This is a genomic window from Paenarthrobacter sp. RAF54_2 (assembly GCF_052113945.1).
Taxonomy (GTDB): domain Bacteria; phylum Actinomycetota; class Actinomycetes; order Actinomycetales; family Micrococcaceae; genus Arthrobacter.
The window spans coordinates 177,593-194,747 of the sequence record NZ_JBFRDV010000005.1 but is presented as its reverse complement, the minus strand read 5'-3'; the positions used below and the strand labels follow the sequence as shown (position 1 = coordinate 194,747).

At 60.5% G+C, this 17,155-nt stretch carries 13 protein-coding genes; 5 read left to right on the top strand and 8 right to left on the bottom strand.

Annotation, left to right across the window (positions count from 1 at the left end):
- Positions 1-27 precede the first annotated feature (27 nt).
- The 8 genes from AB4Y87_RS06310 to AB4Y87_RS06275 form a co-directional block, all read right to left on the bottom strand.
- Positions 28-1,581 carry an aldehyde dehydrogenase gene (locus AB4Y87_RS06310; protein WP_442003560.1) on the bottom strand — a complete coding sequence of 518 codons (1,554 nt, stop codon included), beginning with the start codon at positions 1,579-1,581 and terminating at the stop codon, positions 28-30.
- 157 nt (positions 1,582-1,738) lie between these two features.
- Positions 1,739-2,923 carry an XdhC family protein gene (locus tag AB4Y87_RS06305; RefSeq protein ID WP_442003559.1) on the bottom strand — a complete coding sequence of 395 codons (1,185 nt, stop codon included), beginning with the start codon at positions 2,921-2,923 and terminating at the stop codon, positions 1,739-1,741.
- Complete coding sequence (locus AB4Y87_RS06300; RefSeq protein WP_442003558.1) at positions 2,916-5,252, bottom strand: xanthine dehydrogenase family protein molybdopterin-binding subunit; 2,337 nt, start codon at positions 5,250-5,252, stop codon at positions 2,916-2,918. Before AB4Y87_RS06300 ends, AB4Y87_RS06305 begins: the two co-directional genes overlap by 8 nt.
- Positions 5,249-5,782 (bottom strand): (2Fe-2S)-binding protein, encoded by a 534-nt coding sequence (locus tag AB4Y87_RS06295; protein WP_442003557.1) that lies wholly within the window; start codon positions 5,780-5,782, stop codon positions 5,249-5,251. Before AB4Y87_RS06295 ends, AB4Y87_RS06300 begins: the two co-directional genes overlap by 4 nt.
- Positions 5,783-5,788: 6 nt before the next feature.
- Entirely contained in the window at positions 5,789-6,655 is an 867-nt protein-coding gene (locus tag AB4Y87_RS06290) for an FAD binding domain-containing protein (RefSeq protein WP_442003556.1), read from the bottom strand.
- Between the two features lie 127 nt (positions 6,656-6,782).
- A complete protein-coding gene (locus tag AB4Y87_RS06285; protein ID WP_442003555.1) occupies positions 6,783-7,637 on the bottom strand; it encodes a TauD/TfdA dioxygenase family protein in 855 nt (284 codons plus the stop codon).
- A 99-nt stretch (positions 7,638-7,736) separates the two neighbouring features.
- Positions 7,737-9,092, bottom strand: coding sequence for an MFS transporter (locus AB4Y87_RS06280; protein WP_442003554.1), 1,356 nt, complete (start codon positions 9,090-9,092; stop codon positions 7,737-7,739).
- A gap of 159 nt (positions 9,093-9,251) precedes the next feature.
- Positions 9,252-10,442 carry a TetR/AcrR family transcriptional regulator gene (locus AB4Y87_RS06275; RefSeq protein ID WP_442003553.1) on the bottom strand — a complete coding sequence of 397 codons (1,191 nt, stop codon included), beginning with the start codon at positions 10,440-10,442 and terminating at the stop codon, positions 9,252-9,254.
- A 343-nt stretch (positions 10,443-10,785) separates the two neighbouring features.
- On the opposite strand from AB4Y87_RS06275, the gene AB4Y87_RS06270 reads away from it, so the two are divergent.
- From AB4Y87_RS06270 to AB4Y87_RS06250, 5 genes are read left to right on the top strand one after another with little or no spacing between them, the layout of a single operon-like run.
- Positions 10,786-11,892, top strand: a complete 1,107-nt coding sequence (locus AB4Y87_RS06270; RefSeq protein WP_442003552.1) for an ABC transporter substrate-binding protein — start codon at positions 10,786-10,788, stop codon at positions 11,890-11,892.
- Complete coding sequence (locus AB4Y87_RS06265; RefSeq protein ID WP_442003551.1) at positions 11,889-13,643, top strand: ABC transporter permease; 1,755 nt, start codon at positions 11,889-11,891, stop codon at positions 13,641-13,643. The genes AB4Y87_RS06270 and AB4Y87_RS06265 overlap by 4 nt, the downstream gene beginning before the upstream one ends.
- The gene (locus tag AB4Y87_RS06260) at positions 13,636-14,739 is read left to right on the top strand and encodes an ABC transporter ATP-binding protein (RefSeq protein WP_442003550.1); all 1,104 of its coding nucleotides are present in this window, start codon (positions 13,636-13,638) and stop codon (positions 14,737-14,739) included. Before AB4Y87_RS06265 ends, AB4Y87_RS06260 begins: the two co-directional genes overlap by 8 nt.
- Positions 14,736-15,836 (top strand): threonine aldolase family protein, encoded by a 1,101-nt coding sequence (locus AB4Y87_RS06255; RefSeq protein ID WP_442003549.1) that lies wholly within the window; start codon positions 14,736-14,738, stop codon positions 15,834-15,836. The genes AB4Y87_RS06260 and AB4Y87_RS06255 overlap by 4 nt, the downstream gene beginning before the upstream one ends.
- A complete protein-coding gene (locus AB4Y87_RS06250) occupies positions 15,833-17,113 on the top strand; it encodes an amidohydrolase family protein (protein WP_442003548.1) in 1,281 nt (426 codons plus the stop codon). The genes AB4Y87_RS06255 and AB4Y87_RS06250 overlap by 4 nt, the downstream gene beginning before the upstream one ends.
- Positions 17,114-17,155 lie beyond the last annotated feature (42 nt).

Sequence of the window (17,155 nt, the reverse complement as noted above, 5' to 3'; positions counted from 1 at the left end):
AACGCAAGATGGTGGTGGCCGGTCCAGCTAGTTGCCGGCCCATGGGATGGACGCACCCGAGAGGTCGATGTAGATGCTCTTCTGGTGCATATAGGATCGAATGCCGTCCCGGCCCTTTTCAGTGCCCAGACCGCTTTCCTTAAGCCCGCTGAACGGGGTGGAGATACTGAACTGCTTGTAAGTGTTGACCCAGACGGTGCCGGCCGAAACGGCCCGCGCTGTTCTCCACGCCAGGCGGTAGTCAGCGGTCCAGATGCCGCAGGCCAGGCCAAAAACACTGTCGTTGGCCTGAAGGATGAGATCGGCTTCATCGTCAAACGGCAGGACCACGGCCACCGGACCAAAAATTTCCTCCTGGCAAATGAGGTCCGAGTTGCTCACGCCAGCGATGATTGTGGGCTCATAGAACGCACCAGCCTGCAGCCTGGGGTCCTTGGGGGCAGCGCCACCGCAGAGGATCTGCGCACCAGCCAGCCTCGCGTCGTCAACCATCCCGGCAACGACGTCCCGGTGCGCGTGGGCCACCAGTGGGCCTACCTGGGTGCTTGGGTCCGTTCCTGGTCCGATCCGAAGAGCTTCGGCACCCTTGACGAGTCTTTCGATAACGGAGTCATAGACCGATCGCTGGATGAACACGCGCGAGCCGGCAATGCAGCTCTGACCGCTCGAAGAGAAGATGCCATAAAGCACGCCGGCCACGGCCTGGTCCAGGTCGGCATCAGCAAAAATAATGGTGGGCGATTTTCCGCCCAGCTCCAAGGTGATGGGCATGATCTTCTCGGCGGCGATATGGCCCAGTTGGCGCCCCGTGGAAGTGCCGCCCGTGAAGGAAATCTTGCCTACGTCAGGGTGTCGCGCGATCGCATCACCTACGACGCGGCCGGGGCCTGGAAGGACAGAGAGCAGACCTGCAGGTAGGCCGGCCTCCTCACAAATCCGTGCCAACAGCAGCGAAACCCAAGGAGCCCAGACCGGCGGCTTCACCACGACGGCGTTCCCTGCAGCAAGTGCCGGAGCCACCTTTTGTGCGTCGCTGGCAATCGGCGAATTCCAGGGCGTGATGGCACCCACCACTCCGATCGCTTCATAGGTGGACATGCTGAGGTAGTTCCCACGAGGGGGCGTCAGCGCATCCTCCATGGTCTCCAGAGCTGACGCGGTAAAGCGGAAGGTGGCGGCCGCGCTCATGGCGAGCGCCTTGGTTTCCACGAGTGTCTTACCTGTGTCCAGCGTCTGCAGTTCGGCAATGCGATCAGCGTTGATCTCGATGGCTGAGCTGATGCGGTGCAGGACAGCAGCGCGCTCGTGAGGGAGCTTCTTTGCCCATCCGGACTTTTCCACGGCTTTCAGGCCGGCGGCCACCGCAGCGTCCACATCCGCCGTCGTTGCTCCGTGGAGGGTGGCGAAAACCTCAGAGGTAGCGGGATTGACCGATTCGATCAGCGCACCGCTGCCTCGGGTCCATACGCCGCCCACGTAGATCTCGTCCCGCGTATCAGGAGCGCTGGCCATCTCGGCCACCAGCTGGGCGTCCACATCGTTGGGCCGGGAAGTGTTTCCTACAAGGCTGTCCGTACTCATCTTCAGCTTCCGTTCATCTCTCTGTCATGCCCACGCCGTGAATTCATGTGAACTACGTCATAGGGAAAAGAATATCAGTAGTAAGATACTTTCTGTCAAGATATTTAGGTTCCAAGTTAATTTTCCTGAACAGAGTCCAGAGGATGTTGAGCCGGCCTCAATTACAGAACGACGGCGGCCGGCCGGCTGGGCGCAGCTGGTAACCTGCGCGCTCCAACACACCCTTGTGGATCGGTTCGCTGGTGTGCGCCAGGGGCAACCCAGAGGTCTGATTCTTGGCAGCGATAATCTCCGCCATGATGGAAACCGCCGTTTCAGCGGGCGTGGAAGCGGAAAGGTCCAAGCCAATCGGCGAGCGGAGTGGTGCGAGCGACTGGTCGGTGTGGCCCAAACCCATCAGCCTCTCCCGGCGGTCAGCGGCAGTTCGACGTGACCCCATCGCGCCTATGTACGCGAAACCGTGCCTCAGGGCAACATCGAGGACTGGAACATCGAATTTGGCATCATGCGTCAACACACAGATAGCGGCATCAGGGGCAAGCTTTCCCAGAGCGAGTTCTTTCTGCAGGTAGCGCGCCGGTTGATCGATCACGATCTCATGGGCTGAGGGAATTCGCTTGGCCGTCGCGAAGATAGCGCGCGCATCGCAAACAGTGACGTGAAAACCAAGGAAAGCCCCCAGTTGGGCCAACGACGCGGAGAAATCGATCGCCCCGAAGATGATCAGCCTGCGGGCCGGACGGTAAACATCGATCAGCAAGGACAGCGGCTTGTCAGTACCCGTGCCCGCCGGAAGAGGGACCGACGTCGTGATTCCGGAGGCTATGGCCTCCTGGACCGCATCCCCGGCGGCGCGGAGTGCATCGGGAGCAAGGACGGTATCTGCAAACAGCCCTTCGATTTCTGCATTGTGCAGGACCAGTTCGGAGCGACCCACCAGGCTAGGTGCGCCGTCGAAGATGGTGACCATGGCGCAGGGCAGATTCTCATCCAAGGCCCTCTGCAGTGATGCAAAATCCGGGCAGGAGGCCGGATCGTAGGTTTGGATGAAAATCTCTACGCTGCCGCCGCAGGTCAGCCCGATGCCGAAACCGTCGTCGTCTGAAATGCCAAAACGGTGGAGTTCCGGCACACCACTGGCGAGGACGCCGGCCGCTGCTTCCATCACACTTGCCTCTACGCATCCACCCGATACTGAGCCGACAGGCGATCCGTCTTCGGTGACCAGCATGGACGTTCCGACTGCCCGTGGTGCAGATCCTTCCGTGCGGACCACCGTAGCCAAGGCGACGCGTCGTTCAGTCCGCCAAGACTCCTCCAGCACCTCCATCACCTCATGCATGGCCCGTCAGCCCCGCCTTGGCGCGGGCATCGCGGATGCTGTTGTAAACGCGTTCAGGCGTCATGGGTAACGACGTGAGCTGTGCCCCGGTGGCGTCAGCGATGGCTTGCGCAATTGCTGGAGCAATCGGAAGCATGCCACCCTCGCCCATCCCTTTGCTCCCGAAAGGTCCGGCGCCATGGCCCTGTTCCTGGGTGATGGAGGAAAAGCGCTGGGGAATGTCCTCAGCCAAAGGCACCCGATAGAGGAGCGCCTCGCCATTAAGCAGCTCGCCGTCCTCGTACCGCAGTTCCTCGAAGAGTGCCTGGGCCAATCCGAAGACGGCGGCGCCCTCGTCCTGTCCGCGGCAGCCCAGCTTGTTCACCACCTTGCCGGCGTCGCCACTGACAACCAGCTGCAAAAGCTCCACCCGGCCGGTTTCCGGATCCACCTCCACTTCCGCAGCTGCCCAACCGATCTCCCAAAACATGCAGGGCGCTTCCAGGGGCGCGCTGCTGGAGGAACGGACCTTAAAGTAGCCATCCGCAGTGAACTCGAATCCTGTTCCGCCAAATCTGTCCATAATCAACGGCGGGAGCTCATAGGTGGTGCCTTCAGCGTCAACGATGTGCCAGTTGTCCAGACGGATCGATTGGCGGTCCAGTATCAGGTGTTCAGCAGCCATGTCCAACACCGAGCACTTCACTCGCTCAGCCGCCTGAAGAACTGCATGACCCATGACCGCGATGCCCGAAGAGGCGTTGGTGCCTTGGTCGAACGGAGTGTTATCAGTGTCAATTGCGGCATACTTCACCCGGCCCGGATCGCAGGCCAGTGTCTCTGCCACAATTTGGCACAGCGCCGAATGACCCCCTTGGCCCATTTCCACCAGGCCACAATTCAGGAAGACATCGCCGTTGGTGGTCACCTTGACCCGGGCTTGGGCAGGCTTGTTGACGCCGCCACCATCTTTGATGCCGATGGCAACCCCCATGCCACGGTTACCTGAGCGCTGCCGGTCGCGATAACCGATGGCATCCGCCACCAGGTTCAGGCCGTGCTTGAGATCCGAATCGATGGGAGTTTCTCCTGGAACGAACTCCTCGCCCAAATCCTTGGCGTTCTTGAGCCGAAGCTCCAGGGGATCGAAACCCAGCCGCTCGGCGATCAGATCCACTTGGCGCTCGCTGGCCCAGGTGGCCTGGGTTGCTCCGAAGCCACGGTAGGCGCCGGCAGGGACGGTGTTGGTGATCACCGCTTGACAGACCGAATCTATCCGTTTCCAGCGGTAGGCTCCGGGCATCCGATACCCGGCTTTCTCCGCCACCAACGGACTCGCATCCGCATAAGCGCCACCGTTGAGCAGCACACGGGACTGGCGCGCCATGAACTCGCCATCTGCCTTGAGCCCGGATTTAACCGTGAGGATGGCGTCATGCTGGCTCAGCGTAAGGAAGACTTCTTCAGTGCTGATGCAATAGCGAACCGGCCGCCCAGCCGACAACTGTGAGAGCCGAATGGCGATCGCCTCCGTTTTTGGGCCGTTCTTGGCGCCAAAGCCGCCGCCCAGGAGCGGGACGTTGACCCGGATGTCGTTTTCAGGCAGACCAAACACCCTGGCCAGTTCCTTACGCATGGGGAAGGGGCTCTGGGTAGAGGTCCACACTTCGATTTCATTCGCTGTGGCCTCGGCAACGGTGGCAAACGGCTCCAGGTGCATGTGGTTCATCCGGGAGAAGGTAAAGGTGTCCTCGAAGATGTAGTCGCAATCTGCCCAGACACTCTCCGATCCCGTTTCGTAGCGGAATTCGTAGCTGACGTTGTGCGCGGTGTGTGCCGCTCCCGAGGCGCCATCGCCGTACTCCGGATAGGCGGCGAAGGGCTGCTCGGGAAAAATGGCAGGTGCTGACGGATCCATTGCTGCTCTTGAATCAAAGACCGCCGGCAGCGGTTCGTACTCAACCCGAATCAAATCCAAGGCGGCAAAAGCGGTGCGTTCATCCACGGCAGCCACAGCAGCAACGACGTCGCCGACGTAGCGAACCGCGTCCGTGGCAACGATCGGCTGGTCTTTGACGTAGGTGCCATAGGAATGCAGCCCATGGATTTCCTCGCGGGTGACTACGGCAGTGACTCCTGCCAGGGAGCGGGCGGCCGAAGCATCCACGCTGAGAATCCGGGCGTGCGCGTGTGGGCTTCGCAGGACCTTCGCGTGAAGCATCCCGGGCTTCTGGATGTCCACTGTGTAGAGGGCGCGGCCGGTGACCTTGGCGGTGCTGTCCAGGCGTGGGCGGTCGCGTCCGACGATGGGCGAATCGTGCGGAGTGAAAGGAATCACGATCCCGGTCATTCGGATGCCTGATCCTGCTGCTTGGCCCCAGCCAGTTCTGCGGCGCGCTCCACGGATTCCAGGATCATCTCGTAGCCCGTGCACCGGCAGGTGTTCGAACTTATCCAGTCCCGGATCTCTTCCCTGTTCGGTTGCGGATTTTGCCGCAGCAGCCCTGTGGTCAACATCAGCATGCCGGAGGTGCAGAAGCCGCATTGGAAGCCGCCACATTCGCTGAATGCCTGCTGCTGGGCACTCAAGGTGCCGTCTTGGGCAGCCAAGCCCTCAACCGTTTCAACACGCGCACCCTCAATGTCGAAGGCAAACGTGGAACAGGCAGCTACAGGAAGGTCATCAACCAAAACAGTGCAGGCACCGCAGACACTACGCTCACACGAGGCACGGACCCCTTGCTTGCCGCAGCTGTTGCGCAGCAAATCCAAGACCGTAGCACTCGTGGGGACACAATGCCGTTCCGGGCTCCCGTTCAGCTCAAATTCAACCTTGTGAGTGAACGTTTCCTGGCTTGATTCCGGTGATTCAAGGCTCATGGCTGCCTATCCTTTCCTTTGGTTACCGGTTGCTTCGGCAAGAAGACGGCGGCACAGAACGCCCACCAGGTGTCGTCGGTAGTCGATGGACCCCGCGTAGTCGCCCGCCTCATCCGGAAGCTGAGCCGCCAGAACTTCGCCCACGAAGGCCGGGTCTAGCTCGGCGATGTCAGTTGCCTCCGCAGTATGTGACAGCACAAAAGGCTGCCGGTATTCACTGCCACAGACGGCCGAGACGGTAAGGCCGGCCGTGTTCTTTCGCACCGCGAGGGACACGGTGCTGAGCGGGCGCATTGACCGCTCGTAACCGAACCACAGCAGGGAGGCGGTGTCGACGGTGACGGCGGTCAGAATACCTACGTTCCCAAGGGTGCGGTCCCAGAGCGATGAAACTGGCAGGGCTGCAATGTCTCCGCCTTGAAACAGCATCTGTGCACCGAGTGCCGACAGAATGACAGGCATTTCGTATCGATATCTACGGGCAAGGAGATTGCCTCCGAGGGTGCCGCGATAGCGGATTCGAACTGTGGCAATTGATCCCCAGGCTGCAGCGAAGGCCGGGACGGATGACAGGATTTCCGGGCTTCTGCTGCCTTCAGTGTGGCTAACCAAGGAGCCAATGCGCAGAATCCCGGCCTCATTGGATACTTCACGCAATTCCTTGATTCGCTGCACGGAAATCAGAACCTCCGGCTCCAACCCTTCGCGAAATTGCGCCACCAGATCTGAACAACCCGCCGCAATCACAGCTTTTGGATGGTGCCGGGTAAGACCTACAGCCTCTCCCAGCGAAGTAGGCCGATGCAAAATAAATGGTGGAAGGGCGGACTGGCTCTGGGCTATCAGCCCCGCCCCTAGTTTCTGGCCTCGCATTGGTCAGCCTTCTTTCGCTTTGGCCCGGCTTTTGTCACGGCACCTTCGCCGGACAGAACGTGAGTTCCATATCACCTGGGCCGGGCGGCCCACACACAAGGGCCACCCGGCAAGGCTCCAACAACCCTTACGCCGGGCGATCGCCCTTCAGCGTGACCCGGTGCATCAGCCTGTAGTGCGGGTGGTAGTCCCCCACCGCGTAGTGTTGGGTGGATCGGTTGTCCCAGATCACCAGGGAGTTCGGCTCCCAACGGAAACGAACCTGGTATTCCGGCGTTCTGGCGAGATCGGTGAGCATGTTCCTCAGCGCGTCCCCCAGCTGGGTGGAAATGCCCGTGAGCCGGGTGGTGAACAACGCGTTGACGTAGACGAGATTGCGGCCGGTTTCGGGATGCTTACGCACTACAGGGTGGGTCATGGGTGGATACTTACGGCGGGTCTCCTCGTAGCGCGCCTCACCATCGGGACCCTGGCGGACAACGCCGGTCAGTTCCTTTTCCCAGTCGTGTACTCCCTCCAGACCGTCAATGACGCTTTTCACGTTCTCCGGCAGGGCGTCATACGCGGCGGTCATACTCGCCCAGAGCGTGTCGCCGCCGCATGGGGGTATTTGCTGGGCGTGGAGGCAAGTAGCCGAATTCGGCGTTGCCTGCCAGGTCAAGTCAGAGTGCCAGACGTCCGTCCCAGCAGCCCGGCCGCGTGACTCCAGCACCTCAATGTGCGGATATTCGGGGAGCGAGGGGAAAAACGCACTTACTTCCTGGGGGTCGCCAAACACCTTGGCGAATTTGATCTGATCATCCGGGGTAATGCGCTGATCGCGGAGAAACAGTACTTGGTACTCCAGGAAAGCTTCCCGTAATTCCTCCCGGCATTCGGGGGTGATCTCTTCTCGTAGATCCAGTCCATGGATATACGCCCCAATGGTGGGTGTTGCCTGTTCCAGCGTGAATGTCTTGAACTGTTGATCGTTGCCGCTCATGGTAGTTCCTTCCTTTGTTGGCGTGTGATACTGCGCCCGTCTCTGTCATCGGTGACTGATCCAGACGAGCTGTTCCTGTTGGGGAATGCTTGCGTCAACTCACTCCGAGTACGTAGGTGTGGCGACTTCATCAATTCCCGTCGCAGCGCTGGCTTTGCGGGCTCGCGATGCCTTGTTTTGGATGACCCGTCCAAGCGAAAGAGCGCAAATGATTGACACGGTTCCGGCGACGAAGACGTAAAGCGATGTTGAGACAGACGCATTTGTCGCAGCAAACAACGCACCGGCAATAAGGGGTGCAATGGCGCTGCCGAAGAGATTGCCGAGCGTAGTAGCCAAGGACAGTCCGCTATAACGCACCTTTGCGTCAAAGGCAGTGGAGAAGTATGCCGGCGTCAGAGCCCATGGGATGTATACGGCTACCGTTGCCGCAAAGTAGCACACGGCGATGAGGCCATAGGTGCCCCCGTCCAGCGCAAAATACAGCGGGAAGGCAACGATGACGATGAGCGCAAGACCCCACAGGTACACCCGTTGGCCGCCGAATTTGTCCGAGAGGGCACCGGCGAGCGGCGTAACCACGAAGCCAATAGCAGAAGTTACGATCACCAGGACCAACATCGACGTCGAATCCAGCTCGCCTGACTTCCCCGCGTAGACAAAGTTGTACACGGTGATCAGGTAGAAGAAGATTCCCGGTGCCAGGCTGGCGCCAGCCACGAGGAACACTTGTTTGGGGTGTGTCCGGAGTACCTCGACTACAGGTAGACGCACAACGCCGTGGTCAGCCTTGACTCGATTAAACTCCGGGCTCTCCGCGACCTTCATACGGATAACCAGGCCAGTGATAACCAGTACGGCACTGAGGAGGAACGGAACCCGCCACCCCCAGGCCATGAACAGGTCTTCGGACATCGACTCCAGGGGTATGTACAACGTCATGGCCAGGATCAGCCCGACTGCAACGCCTGCCTGCGGCCAGCTACCGAAATAGCCCCGCCGACCCTTGGGGGAATGTTCGGTAGCCATCAGCACGGCGCCACCCCACTCGCCGCCGAGTGCGAACCCTTGAGTCAGCCGCAGCACCACCAGTAGAACGGGGGCGAACACGCCTATCGCGTCATATGTGGGCAACAGTCCGATCGCTACCGTGGCGATGCCCATGATCAGGATGGTGAGGACCATCATTGGCTTTCGGCCCGCCCTGTCACCGAAGTGACCGAAGACGATGGCCCCAATAGGACGGGCGACGAAACCGGCCGCGAAAGTAGAGAACGCAAGTAGGGTCCCGGTCGTGGGGTCGAAGCCAGGGAAGAAGAGCTGGTTGAAAACGAGCACCGCCGCGGTGCTGTAGATAAAGAAGTCGTACCACTCGATAGTCGTGCCGATGAGGCTCGCGAAGGCGACCTTCCTCGGAGAACTCGCGCCCGATGGTTGTGCGACCACTGCACTCATATTGTGCCTCCAGGTAATTTTGCGAACAGTCGGCCCCGCTGTGCGTGGACCGTGGTGATCAGGGCTGCCTAAGGCACCTGTCTCAGAATGAGCTTTGAAGTGATGCAGATTACTTCAGTAGTAATTATCTTATTACTGAGATGCTTTGTGCGCAAGATCTCATTTTTGATGGATCGATGCGGTTGTGGGTGCCATCAGGCCCCTTGCAATCTGTTCGAGAATTTCCTGGATGCCTCGGATGTCCCGAAGGAATGGAGTGCGGACAACGCTGCTGATCACGTGCAGAGCCGCTTTCACCCGCGTCCTGACCACCTCTTGATCGGCTCCCGGGTAAACGTCCTCCACCAGGGAGGCCAGATCGGTGACGTAGTCGCCCTGCGCCTCCATCAAGTTCTGCAAGTCCCGCTCGGGAAGGTGCGGACGTTCGGACACGGCCAATTGCAGGAATTCCGGGCTGCCCAACGAGAACGAAATGTACGAGGAAACGGTGCGCTGGAGTGCCTCAGCCGCATCAGCGGCTTCAGAGAGAGCGCGCCACATGTCCATCCACCGCACTTCTTTGGCACGATGCAGTGCTGCGGCAAGCATTTCCGCCTTGCTGTCGAAGTGGCGGTAAATGCTGGGACCTGCGACTCCAACTTCGGCGCCGATGTCGTCAAGACTCACGGCTTCAAACCCAAACGCGGCGAACTGTCGGATTGAGGCAGCCAGCAGTGCCTCACGGCGGCTACGGGGCATGGCAATCGACGCGCGCCGGTGATTCGCCGACGCTTCAATCGGGGGCAAGGGCATGACGAGTACTGTGCGGGCGAGCGTGGCCAACTCGAATTCTTCATCCACCCGCGAGAGCCGGTTAGGGTTCAACGAAACGCTGATCATCACAGCAAACATGGCCCAAGCCCTCAGGTCGGCCTCGGAAGTGGGCACTGCATCACTGCCGGACTGCAGTTTGCTGCTGATGGCGAACTTGATGCCGCTGGCAATATCGAAGCGGATGGCAGGGGGGAGATGGCGGGATTCACGCTCCCACAGCACACCGTTTTCCCGGTGCTCCAGAAGCGCCCGACCCAGAGCCGTGATCAACTGTTCGAGGTCGCCGTCGGGAGTCTGGGTAATGCTATCCAAAAAGGGCTGGAGACTGGCCACCACTGCCTCGCGAAGCAGCTCGCCCTTGCTCGGGAAATGTCGGTAAAGGGCGGATGGCTGAACCGCCATGGCCTTAGCCACATCGGTCATGCTGACTTGCGCGTATCCCTTCTGCGCGAAGAGGTCACCCGCCGCAGCAAGTATGAGCGCACGCCGGTTCCTCGGCCTGGTGCCGCGCTCCGGGGCGGTGGAGGACTTATTCATGTTCATAAGATTAGTCAGATTCACTTATTGCGCAATAGCCCCCGGCGTGCCAAAGTTTAAGAACAACCTGCGAAACACTGCCCTTCACTTACGGATGGGCCAGTTGCCGCAAGATAGCAGTGCCTCACCCTAGCGGGAAACGTGATGGTTCCCCGCAAATGCGAGCACCGGCCGGAGCATCCCGGCGGCCGATGCGTATTCACTTACGGGACGCCAACTGTGTGTTAGACCCAGAGAAAATCGGCGCTGGGCCCAGAGAAACACTTCCCGTAACCCAGAGCACCGTCTCTAACAAATGCACCGTCCCTAACCAATGCACCGTCCCGTGACAAAGGAGTCCCACATGAAACGACGTGCAATAGTCGCTGTTGCTGCACTTTGCAGCTTCGCAGCCCTGACTGGCTGCAGCACCGGGAATGACGCCCCCAATGCCTACGCCGTTAAGACGGACATTCCGACGGCAGCAGCGATGGATCCGGCAATCCTCGACGCCGCCGTCAAGGAAGGCTCGCTGCTGGTTTACGGCGAGGCGAATGAGGCGTCCATGAAGCCGGTCCTGACTGCGTTCCAAAATCAGTATCCGGATATCAAGACCAGCTACATAAGCCTGGGTGGAACCGAAAGCTTCCAGCGGTACCTCAACGAGAAGGCCACTGGCGGAAAGACTGCGGACGTCATCGTCAGCCTCCAAGGCGCGAACTTCCTGGATCTGGTGAAGCGTGGTGACATCCAGGACTTCACACCACCCGCCGCCGCGCCGCTGCCGGCCTTCGCGAAACTCGCCCCCGGGGTCTTCGCCATGGAACTGAACCCGGTCATGGCACTGATCAACACCACCCTCCTGCCGGAATCCGAACAACCCGATTCCCTTGCAGCACTCGCCAAGATGTCCAGTGACCCCAAACTCTCAGGGAAGATCGTCACGTATGACGGCACTACGGAGTTTGGCTACACGGTTAATCACGCCTACATAGCCAAGGCGGGAGAGGCCGGATGGAAGGTCCTGGAGCAACTCGGACAGAACACCAAGGTCGAAGCCAGTGCAGGGCCCATGTACAACAAACTCCTGCAGGGCGAGTACACCATGTCCTATTTCCAGTCCGGCGCGACCCGGCCACTCATCACAGGCGCTGCCGCGAAGGTGCTGAACTACAAGTTCTTCGCAGACGGAACACCCTTCATGCCCCGCGGTGCCGGAGCGACCACCGGAGGCAAGTCACCCAACGCGGCCAAAGTGTTTGTGAATTTCCTGATTGACAAGGCGGGCCAAACGGCCGGTTGCGCCGGCGGGTTCGCACCCTACCTGGACGGGGTGGACTGCCCGGTGAACCTCGCGAAGGTCACAGAGCAATTGGGGGCGGAGAACATCAACATTGCCAAGTGGGATGAGGCCCTGGTGAACGATGCACCGGCCTTCAAAAATCGCTGGAAAGAAGCATTCGGGCGATGAGCAGCTCCACACTTACCCACCCCAAAACCCCGTCACCGCCGCCCGGTACAGGCAACCTCAAGAGGGCATGGCTGCCGGAGAAAGTCATCCACTACGGTGTCTGGATCCTCGCAGTCCTGCTGATCCTCGGCCCGATCGTGCCGATCCTCTGGTCATCAATCTGGTCCACGCCGCTATACGAGAGCGACGGCAGCGCCACCCTGGACAACTTCCAAAAACTGGCGACTGATCCACTCTGGTGGTCAGCTGTCGCCAACAGCCTGCAGTTCGCACTCTTCGCCACCATCGGCTCTGTTGTGGTTGGAACCACGGTGGCCTTGCTGGTAGCCCGCACCGACCTCCCGTTGCGGAGGATCTATTCAGCCCTGATTGTCCTGCCCTTGGTCCTGCCTGGGCTGGTGCTCATCGTTGGGTGGCAGTCGATGTGGTCAAAGAACGGATATGCCACCCATTTGCTGGAAGAATACTCGCCGTTCACTGTTCCCTTTGACCTCTACAGTGTTGCGGGAATGGTGGTCATGGGTACGGTCCTTGGCTCACCGGTGGTCTACCTCTTTGCCCGGGGAACGCTGTCCTCAGGCGATTCGACGCTCGAGGAAGCCGCACGCTGCGCTGGCGCCAGTCCCCTCCGCGCCTTGCTCTCGGTGACTCTGCCGCTGCTGCGTCCGGCATTGTTGAACTCCGGACTGCTGGTCTTCGCGTTGGCGCTGGAAACACTGGGGATCCCCCTCATCCTTGGTACTTCAAAGAACATCAACATGATGTCCACCTACCTGTACAGGCAGTGGACCGGAAGCGCCGACGCCGGTGGAGGAGTTCTGCCCGCTGGCGCCGTCATGTTGTTGCTCGCCGTCACTCTGCTGCTGTTGCTGCGCAATCGCCTGGCCGGCGACCTCGCCCGCTTTACTACGACCGGCGGAAAGTCATCCAGACCGGCGAACGTTGTTAAACTGGGCCCCCTCGGCTGGCTGCTCTCCGCTGTCATAGGTGTTGTCCTGGGCTGTGCAACCCTGGTGCCGCTCAGCGGGGTGGTTCTCGCCTCTGTCACCGCCCTTCTGACGCCGGCGATCAATCCGTTCAGCGTTCTGACACTGGACAACTTCTCGGCGATCTTAACCAACCCGCTCTACACCGGAGCGATCGGCAACAGCTTGTTGATTGCCACAGTTGGCGCCGCCATTGCCACCGCTTGCATCGCGGTCATCGCCTTGGTTGCCCACCGTTCCAACTTTCGGTTCCGCGGATCCTTGGAGCACATCGTGCTGTATCCCCGGGCCGTCCCGGGCTTGATCACCGGCATGGCCTTCTTCTGGACGTTTGCCATCCTGGACCGCTCCGGAACCTTCAGAGCTACACTTTGGGCGGTCGGAATCGCCTTCGGGGTCCGCGCACTCGCCATGGGCTATGCCGCGTTCTATCCATCGCTTGCCGCGCTGGGTGCGGACCTGGATCGCGCCGCACGCTCGGCCGGGGCGGACTGGTGGACGGCGATGCGCACCATCATTCTCAGCCTGCTGAGGCCAGCCATGGGCATCTCATTCGTCCTGTTGTTTGTAGCAATGCTCAATGAGGCCGACGCCGCAGTTTTCCTGGTGACCCCCGAAACCCAGGTCTTGGGACTGGCAATGCTTCAAATTGCAGCAAATGGCCTCGGCGGCACCGTCGCCGCCCTCGGAGTCATCCAACTCGTCATCACCGCAGCTGTCCTGGGCGCAGGACGCATTCTGTTTGGAGTTCGCCCTCATGCATGATCTGGTCATTACCAATCTCACCAAGAAGTTTGGCCGTCTGACGGTCCTGGACAACGTGTCGGTGACCGCTTCCGACGGGCAGATCCTGACGTTGCTTGGCCCAAGCGGCTGCGGCAAGTCCACAACGCTCTGGTCCATCGCAGGACTGCTCAAGCCCGACGGCGGCAGCATCGTTGTGGGCGAGCAGACCTTGTTCAACCATGATTCCTCCGCATTCCTGCCGCCGGAACGCCGTGATTGCGGCGTTGTTTTCCAGTCTTATGCCGTGTGGCCGCACATGAAGGTCCGCGACAACGTGGGCTATCCGCTGCGGCTCCGACGCTACAAGTCCGAGGCACTCCGCCGACGTGTGGACGAAGTGCTTGAGCTGGTTGACCTTTCCGATCAGGCAGACCGCTATCCACATCAGCTCTCCGGTGGCCAGCAGCAACGAGTGGCGCTGGCGCGCGCGTTGGCATTCCCTCCGCGACTGCTGCTCCTGGACGAGCCGTTTTCCAATCTTGATGCCAAACTGCGCGAACGTACGCGCGACTGGTTGCTTCAGTTACAACGCAAGATTGGCGTCACCACGGTTTTCGTGACGCACGATCAAGACGAAGCCCTGGCAATGAGCGACAAGATTGCGGTCATGTCAGCCGGAGCCGTGCGCCAAATTGGTACGCCGGAGCAGATCTACAACGATCCCGCCGATCTCTTCGTTGCTGACTTCGTTGGCACCAGCAACTTGCTGGAGGGGACAGTCATTGGCCGCTCAAAGGGGATCCTGACGATCAAGATCGACGGGTTGGACCAAGCGATCCACGTACCATCCTCAATTAGTTCCGACGGCGTCGTGGTTGCCGTTCGTCCTGAAGCGCTGGCGTTGTTGCCTGATGATGCGTCCTCTGACGGCTACGAGATGACTGTCAACGGACCCGTCCTTGAGCGGTCCTATCATGGCCATCACTTCCGCTACACGGTGGGCGTCGGCGAGCAGGCCCTGGTGGTCGAAACCCGCGAGCGCACGGATTCCTCCCATGTACGTGTGGGCATTCCACGGGACGGTTACAAGTTGTTCCAACCCCGGACTGCTACGGCACCCAAGGCCGAACATTGATTCCGGTCGGGTCCAGCCACCCCATCAGGATCGATCTGTTCAGCGACACTATTACCCGGCCAACGGAGGCCATGCGGCAGGCCATGGCAAACGCCGAGGTTGGGGATGAACAAAAGGGTGAAGACCCCTCCACCAACGAACTGATTGCCCTGACGCGGGAGCTTCTGGGCAAGGAGGAAGCGGTTTTCCTGCCATCAGGAACGATGTGCAACCAGATTGCCTATGCACTGCACTGCCGGCCCGGCGATGCGATTCTTGTTGATGACAGCGCCCATTCGCTGCGCCATGAGGAAACCGGGGCGCCCGCCTTGGCCGGAGCTATGTACAGGCCCATCAAGGCAGATCGTGGCGTCTTCTCTGTTGCCCAGCTTGAAGCGGCGCTCCGCCCGGAGGGAAGGTCATCGGCCCGGAATGCGGTGCTCTCCATTGAACAGCCATCAAACCTCGGAGGTGGCACGTGCTGGTCGCTGGAGGGCATCACATCAGTGACGAAGGTGGCGCGGGCTCATCGGATCAAAACCCACATGGATGGCGCCCGTCTGCTCAATGCGGTGGTGTCCACCGGCGTATCCGCCCACGAGTTTTCTGCCCCGTTTGACTCAGTCTGGCTGGACCTCAGCAAAGGCCTGGGCGCTCCCGTAGGAGCAGTGCTGGCCGGCGACGCTGATTTCATCAATGAGGCGTGGCGGCTCAAGCAACGGTGGGGTGGTTCCATGCGTCAATCAGGCATTGTGGCAGCAGCGGGTACATTTGCCCTCCGCAACAACGTGGACAGGCTGGCAGATGACCATGCGAATGCCCGCCTGCTGGCCGAGCTGCTTGCCGTCCATCCTCAGATTTCGATCGACCCGCTAACCGTTCAGACAAATATTGTCCTCTTCGACCTGGTCGACTTCCCCGTCACGGCTGCTGTGCTGGTGGACCGCCTGCTTCAGAAGAGCGGGGTCCGAATGGGCTCTTTTGGCCCATCCACGATTCGTGCCGTCACCCACCTCGATGTTGACACGGGAGACGTATTCCTCGCCGCTGACGCCCTCAGGGAATTGCTGGACGAAACCTACTCGATGCACGTAAGCACAAGGAGCAAACTGACATGACCATCACCTTTGACGTGAGGGACCGTCCCCTGCCGTACAGCGTCAGCCGGGCCGCCCGGACAGGTGACGACGTCACCGTGCTGCTCAATGCGCGTGTTGTTGATCCCGAGTCGGGTACGTCTGGTTCCCTGAGCGATGTGTGGCTCCAGGCGGGGCAGATCTCCCGTATTACTCCTGCCGGCAGTGAGCCGGGCACGGGCAGCGTCCTGGATCTTAAGGGCAGGTTTGTGGCTCCCGGGTTGATGGATGCCCATGTTCACCTGGCCTTCGATGGTGGTGATGACCCGAAGGGAACCTATCAGGGCAGCAGCGATGAAGAGATCATTGCGCAGGTTGTGGCGAATGCGCGGATTGCGCTTCGTGCCGGGACGACCACCGTGCGTGACTGCGGGACACCCCGGCACCTGCTGGCCCCCATGAGGGCAGCTCTCGGTATGGTGTCGGACGTCGCCACGGTGGTTCATTGCGGTGCGCCAATCTGCCGAGTGGGCGGGCACGGTCACGACATGGGCGGAGAGGTACGAACCCGTGAGGACATCGAGACCATCATCGCCGAACAGCACGCGGCCGGCGCCACGTGGATCAAGGTCATGGCCAGCGGCGGCGGCTTCACTCCCGGAACCAGTCCGAGCGTCTTTGAATTCGACCCCACGCTGCTCCGTGAAGCCGTGGTCATCGCCGGCTCCTACGGCATGAGGACTGCAGCCCATGCCCATGCCAGTTCCTCGATGGCCGCGTGCATCGAGGCAGGCGTGCACTCGTTGGAACACGCCTCCATGCTGGGGCCGGATGAGCAGTGTGCCCCCGATCGCGAGCTATTGCGCAGGGCGGCCGATGCCGGGATCCACGTTGTGCCCACTGTCATTTCAGCGGACATCGTTTCCCGGCAGTTGCGAGAGGGCCACCAAGTGCTGTCCAATCCGCAGGACCGCAATGTGGTGGCGCGGTTGGAATCGCGGTTTACCAACGTGACCGAGTTCCTCCATTCCGGTGTTTCGATCGTGGCAGGGACGGACGCAGGACCTGCGCACGTCACCTTTGATCTCATTGCCAGCGAGTTGGAACGCTATGTCGACGCCGGACTGGCAGCACAGCATGCACTGAAGTCTGCCACGTGTGAAGCCGCCGACATGCTCGGGTTGGAGTCGCAAGTGGGTCGCGTCCGGCCCGGCCTGTGGGCTGACCTCATCGTCACGGCAGCGGACCCCCTGCAGGACATCAGCACCCTCGCAACGCCGCTTGGAGTGCTCAAGCGCGGACTACTGATCACACAGTAGCCAACCAACACTGACCAACCAACACTCCCCTTAAGGCACGCA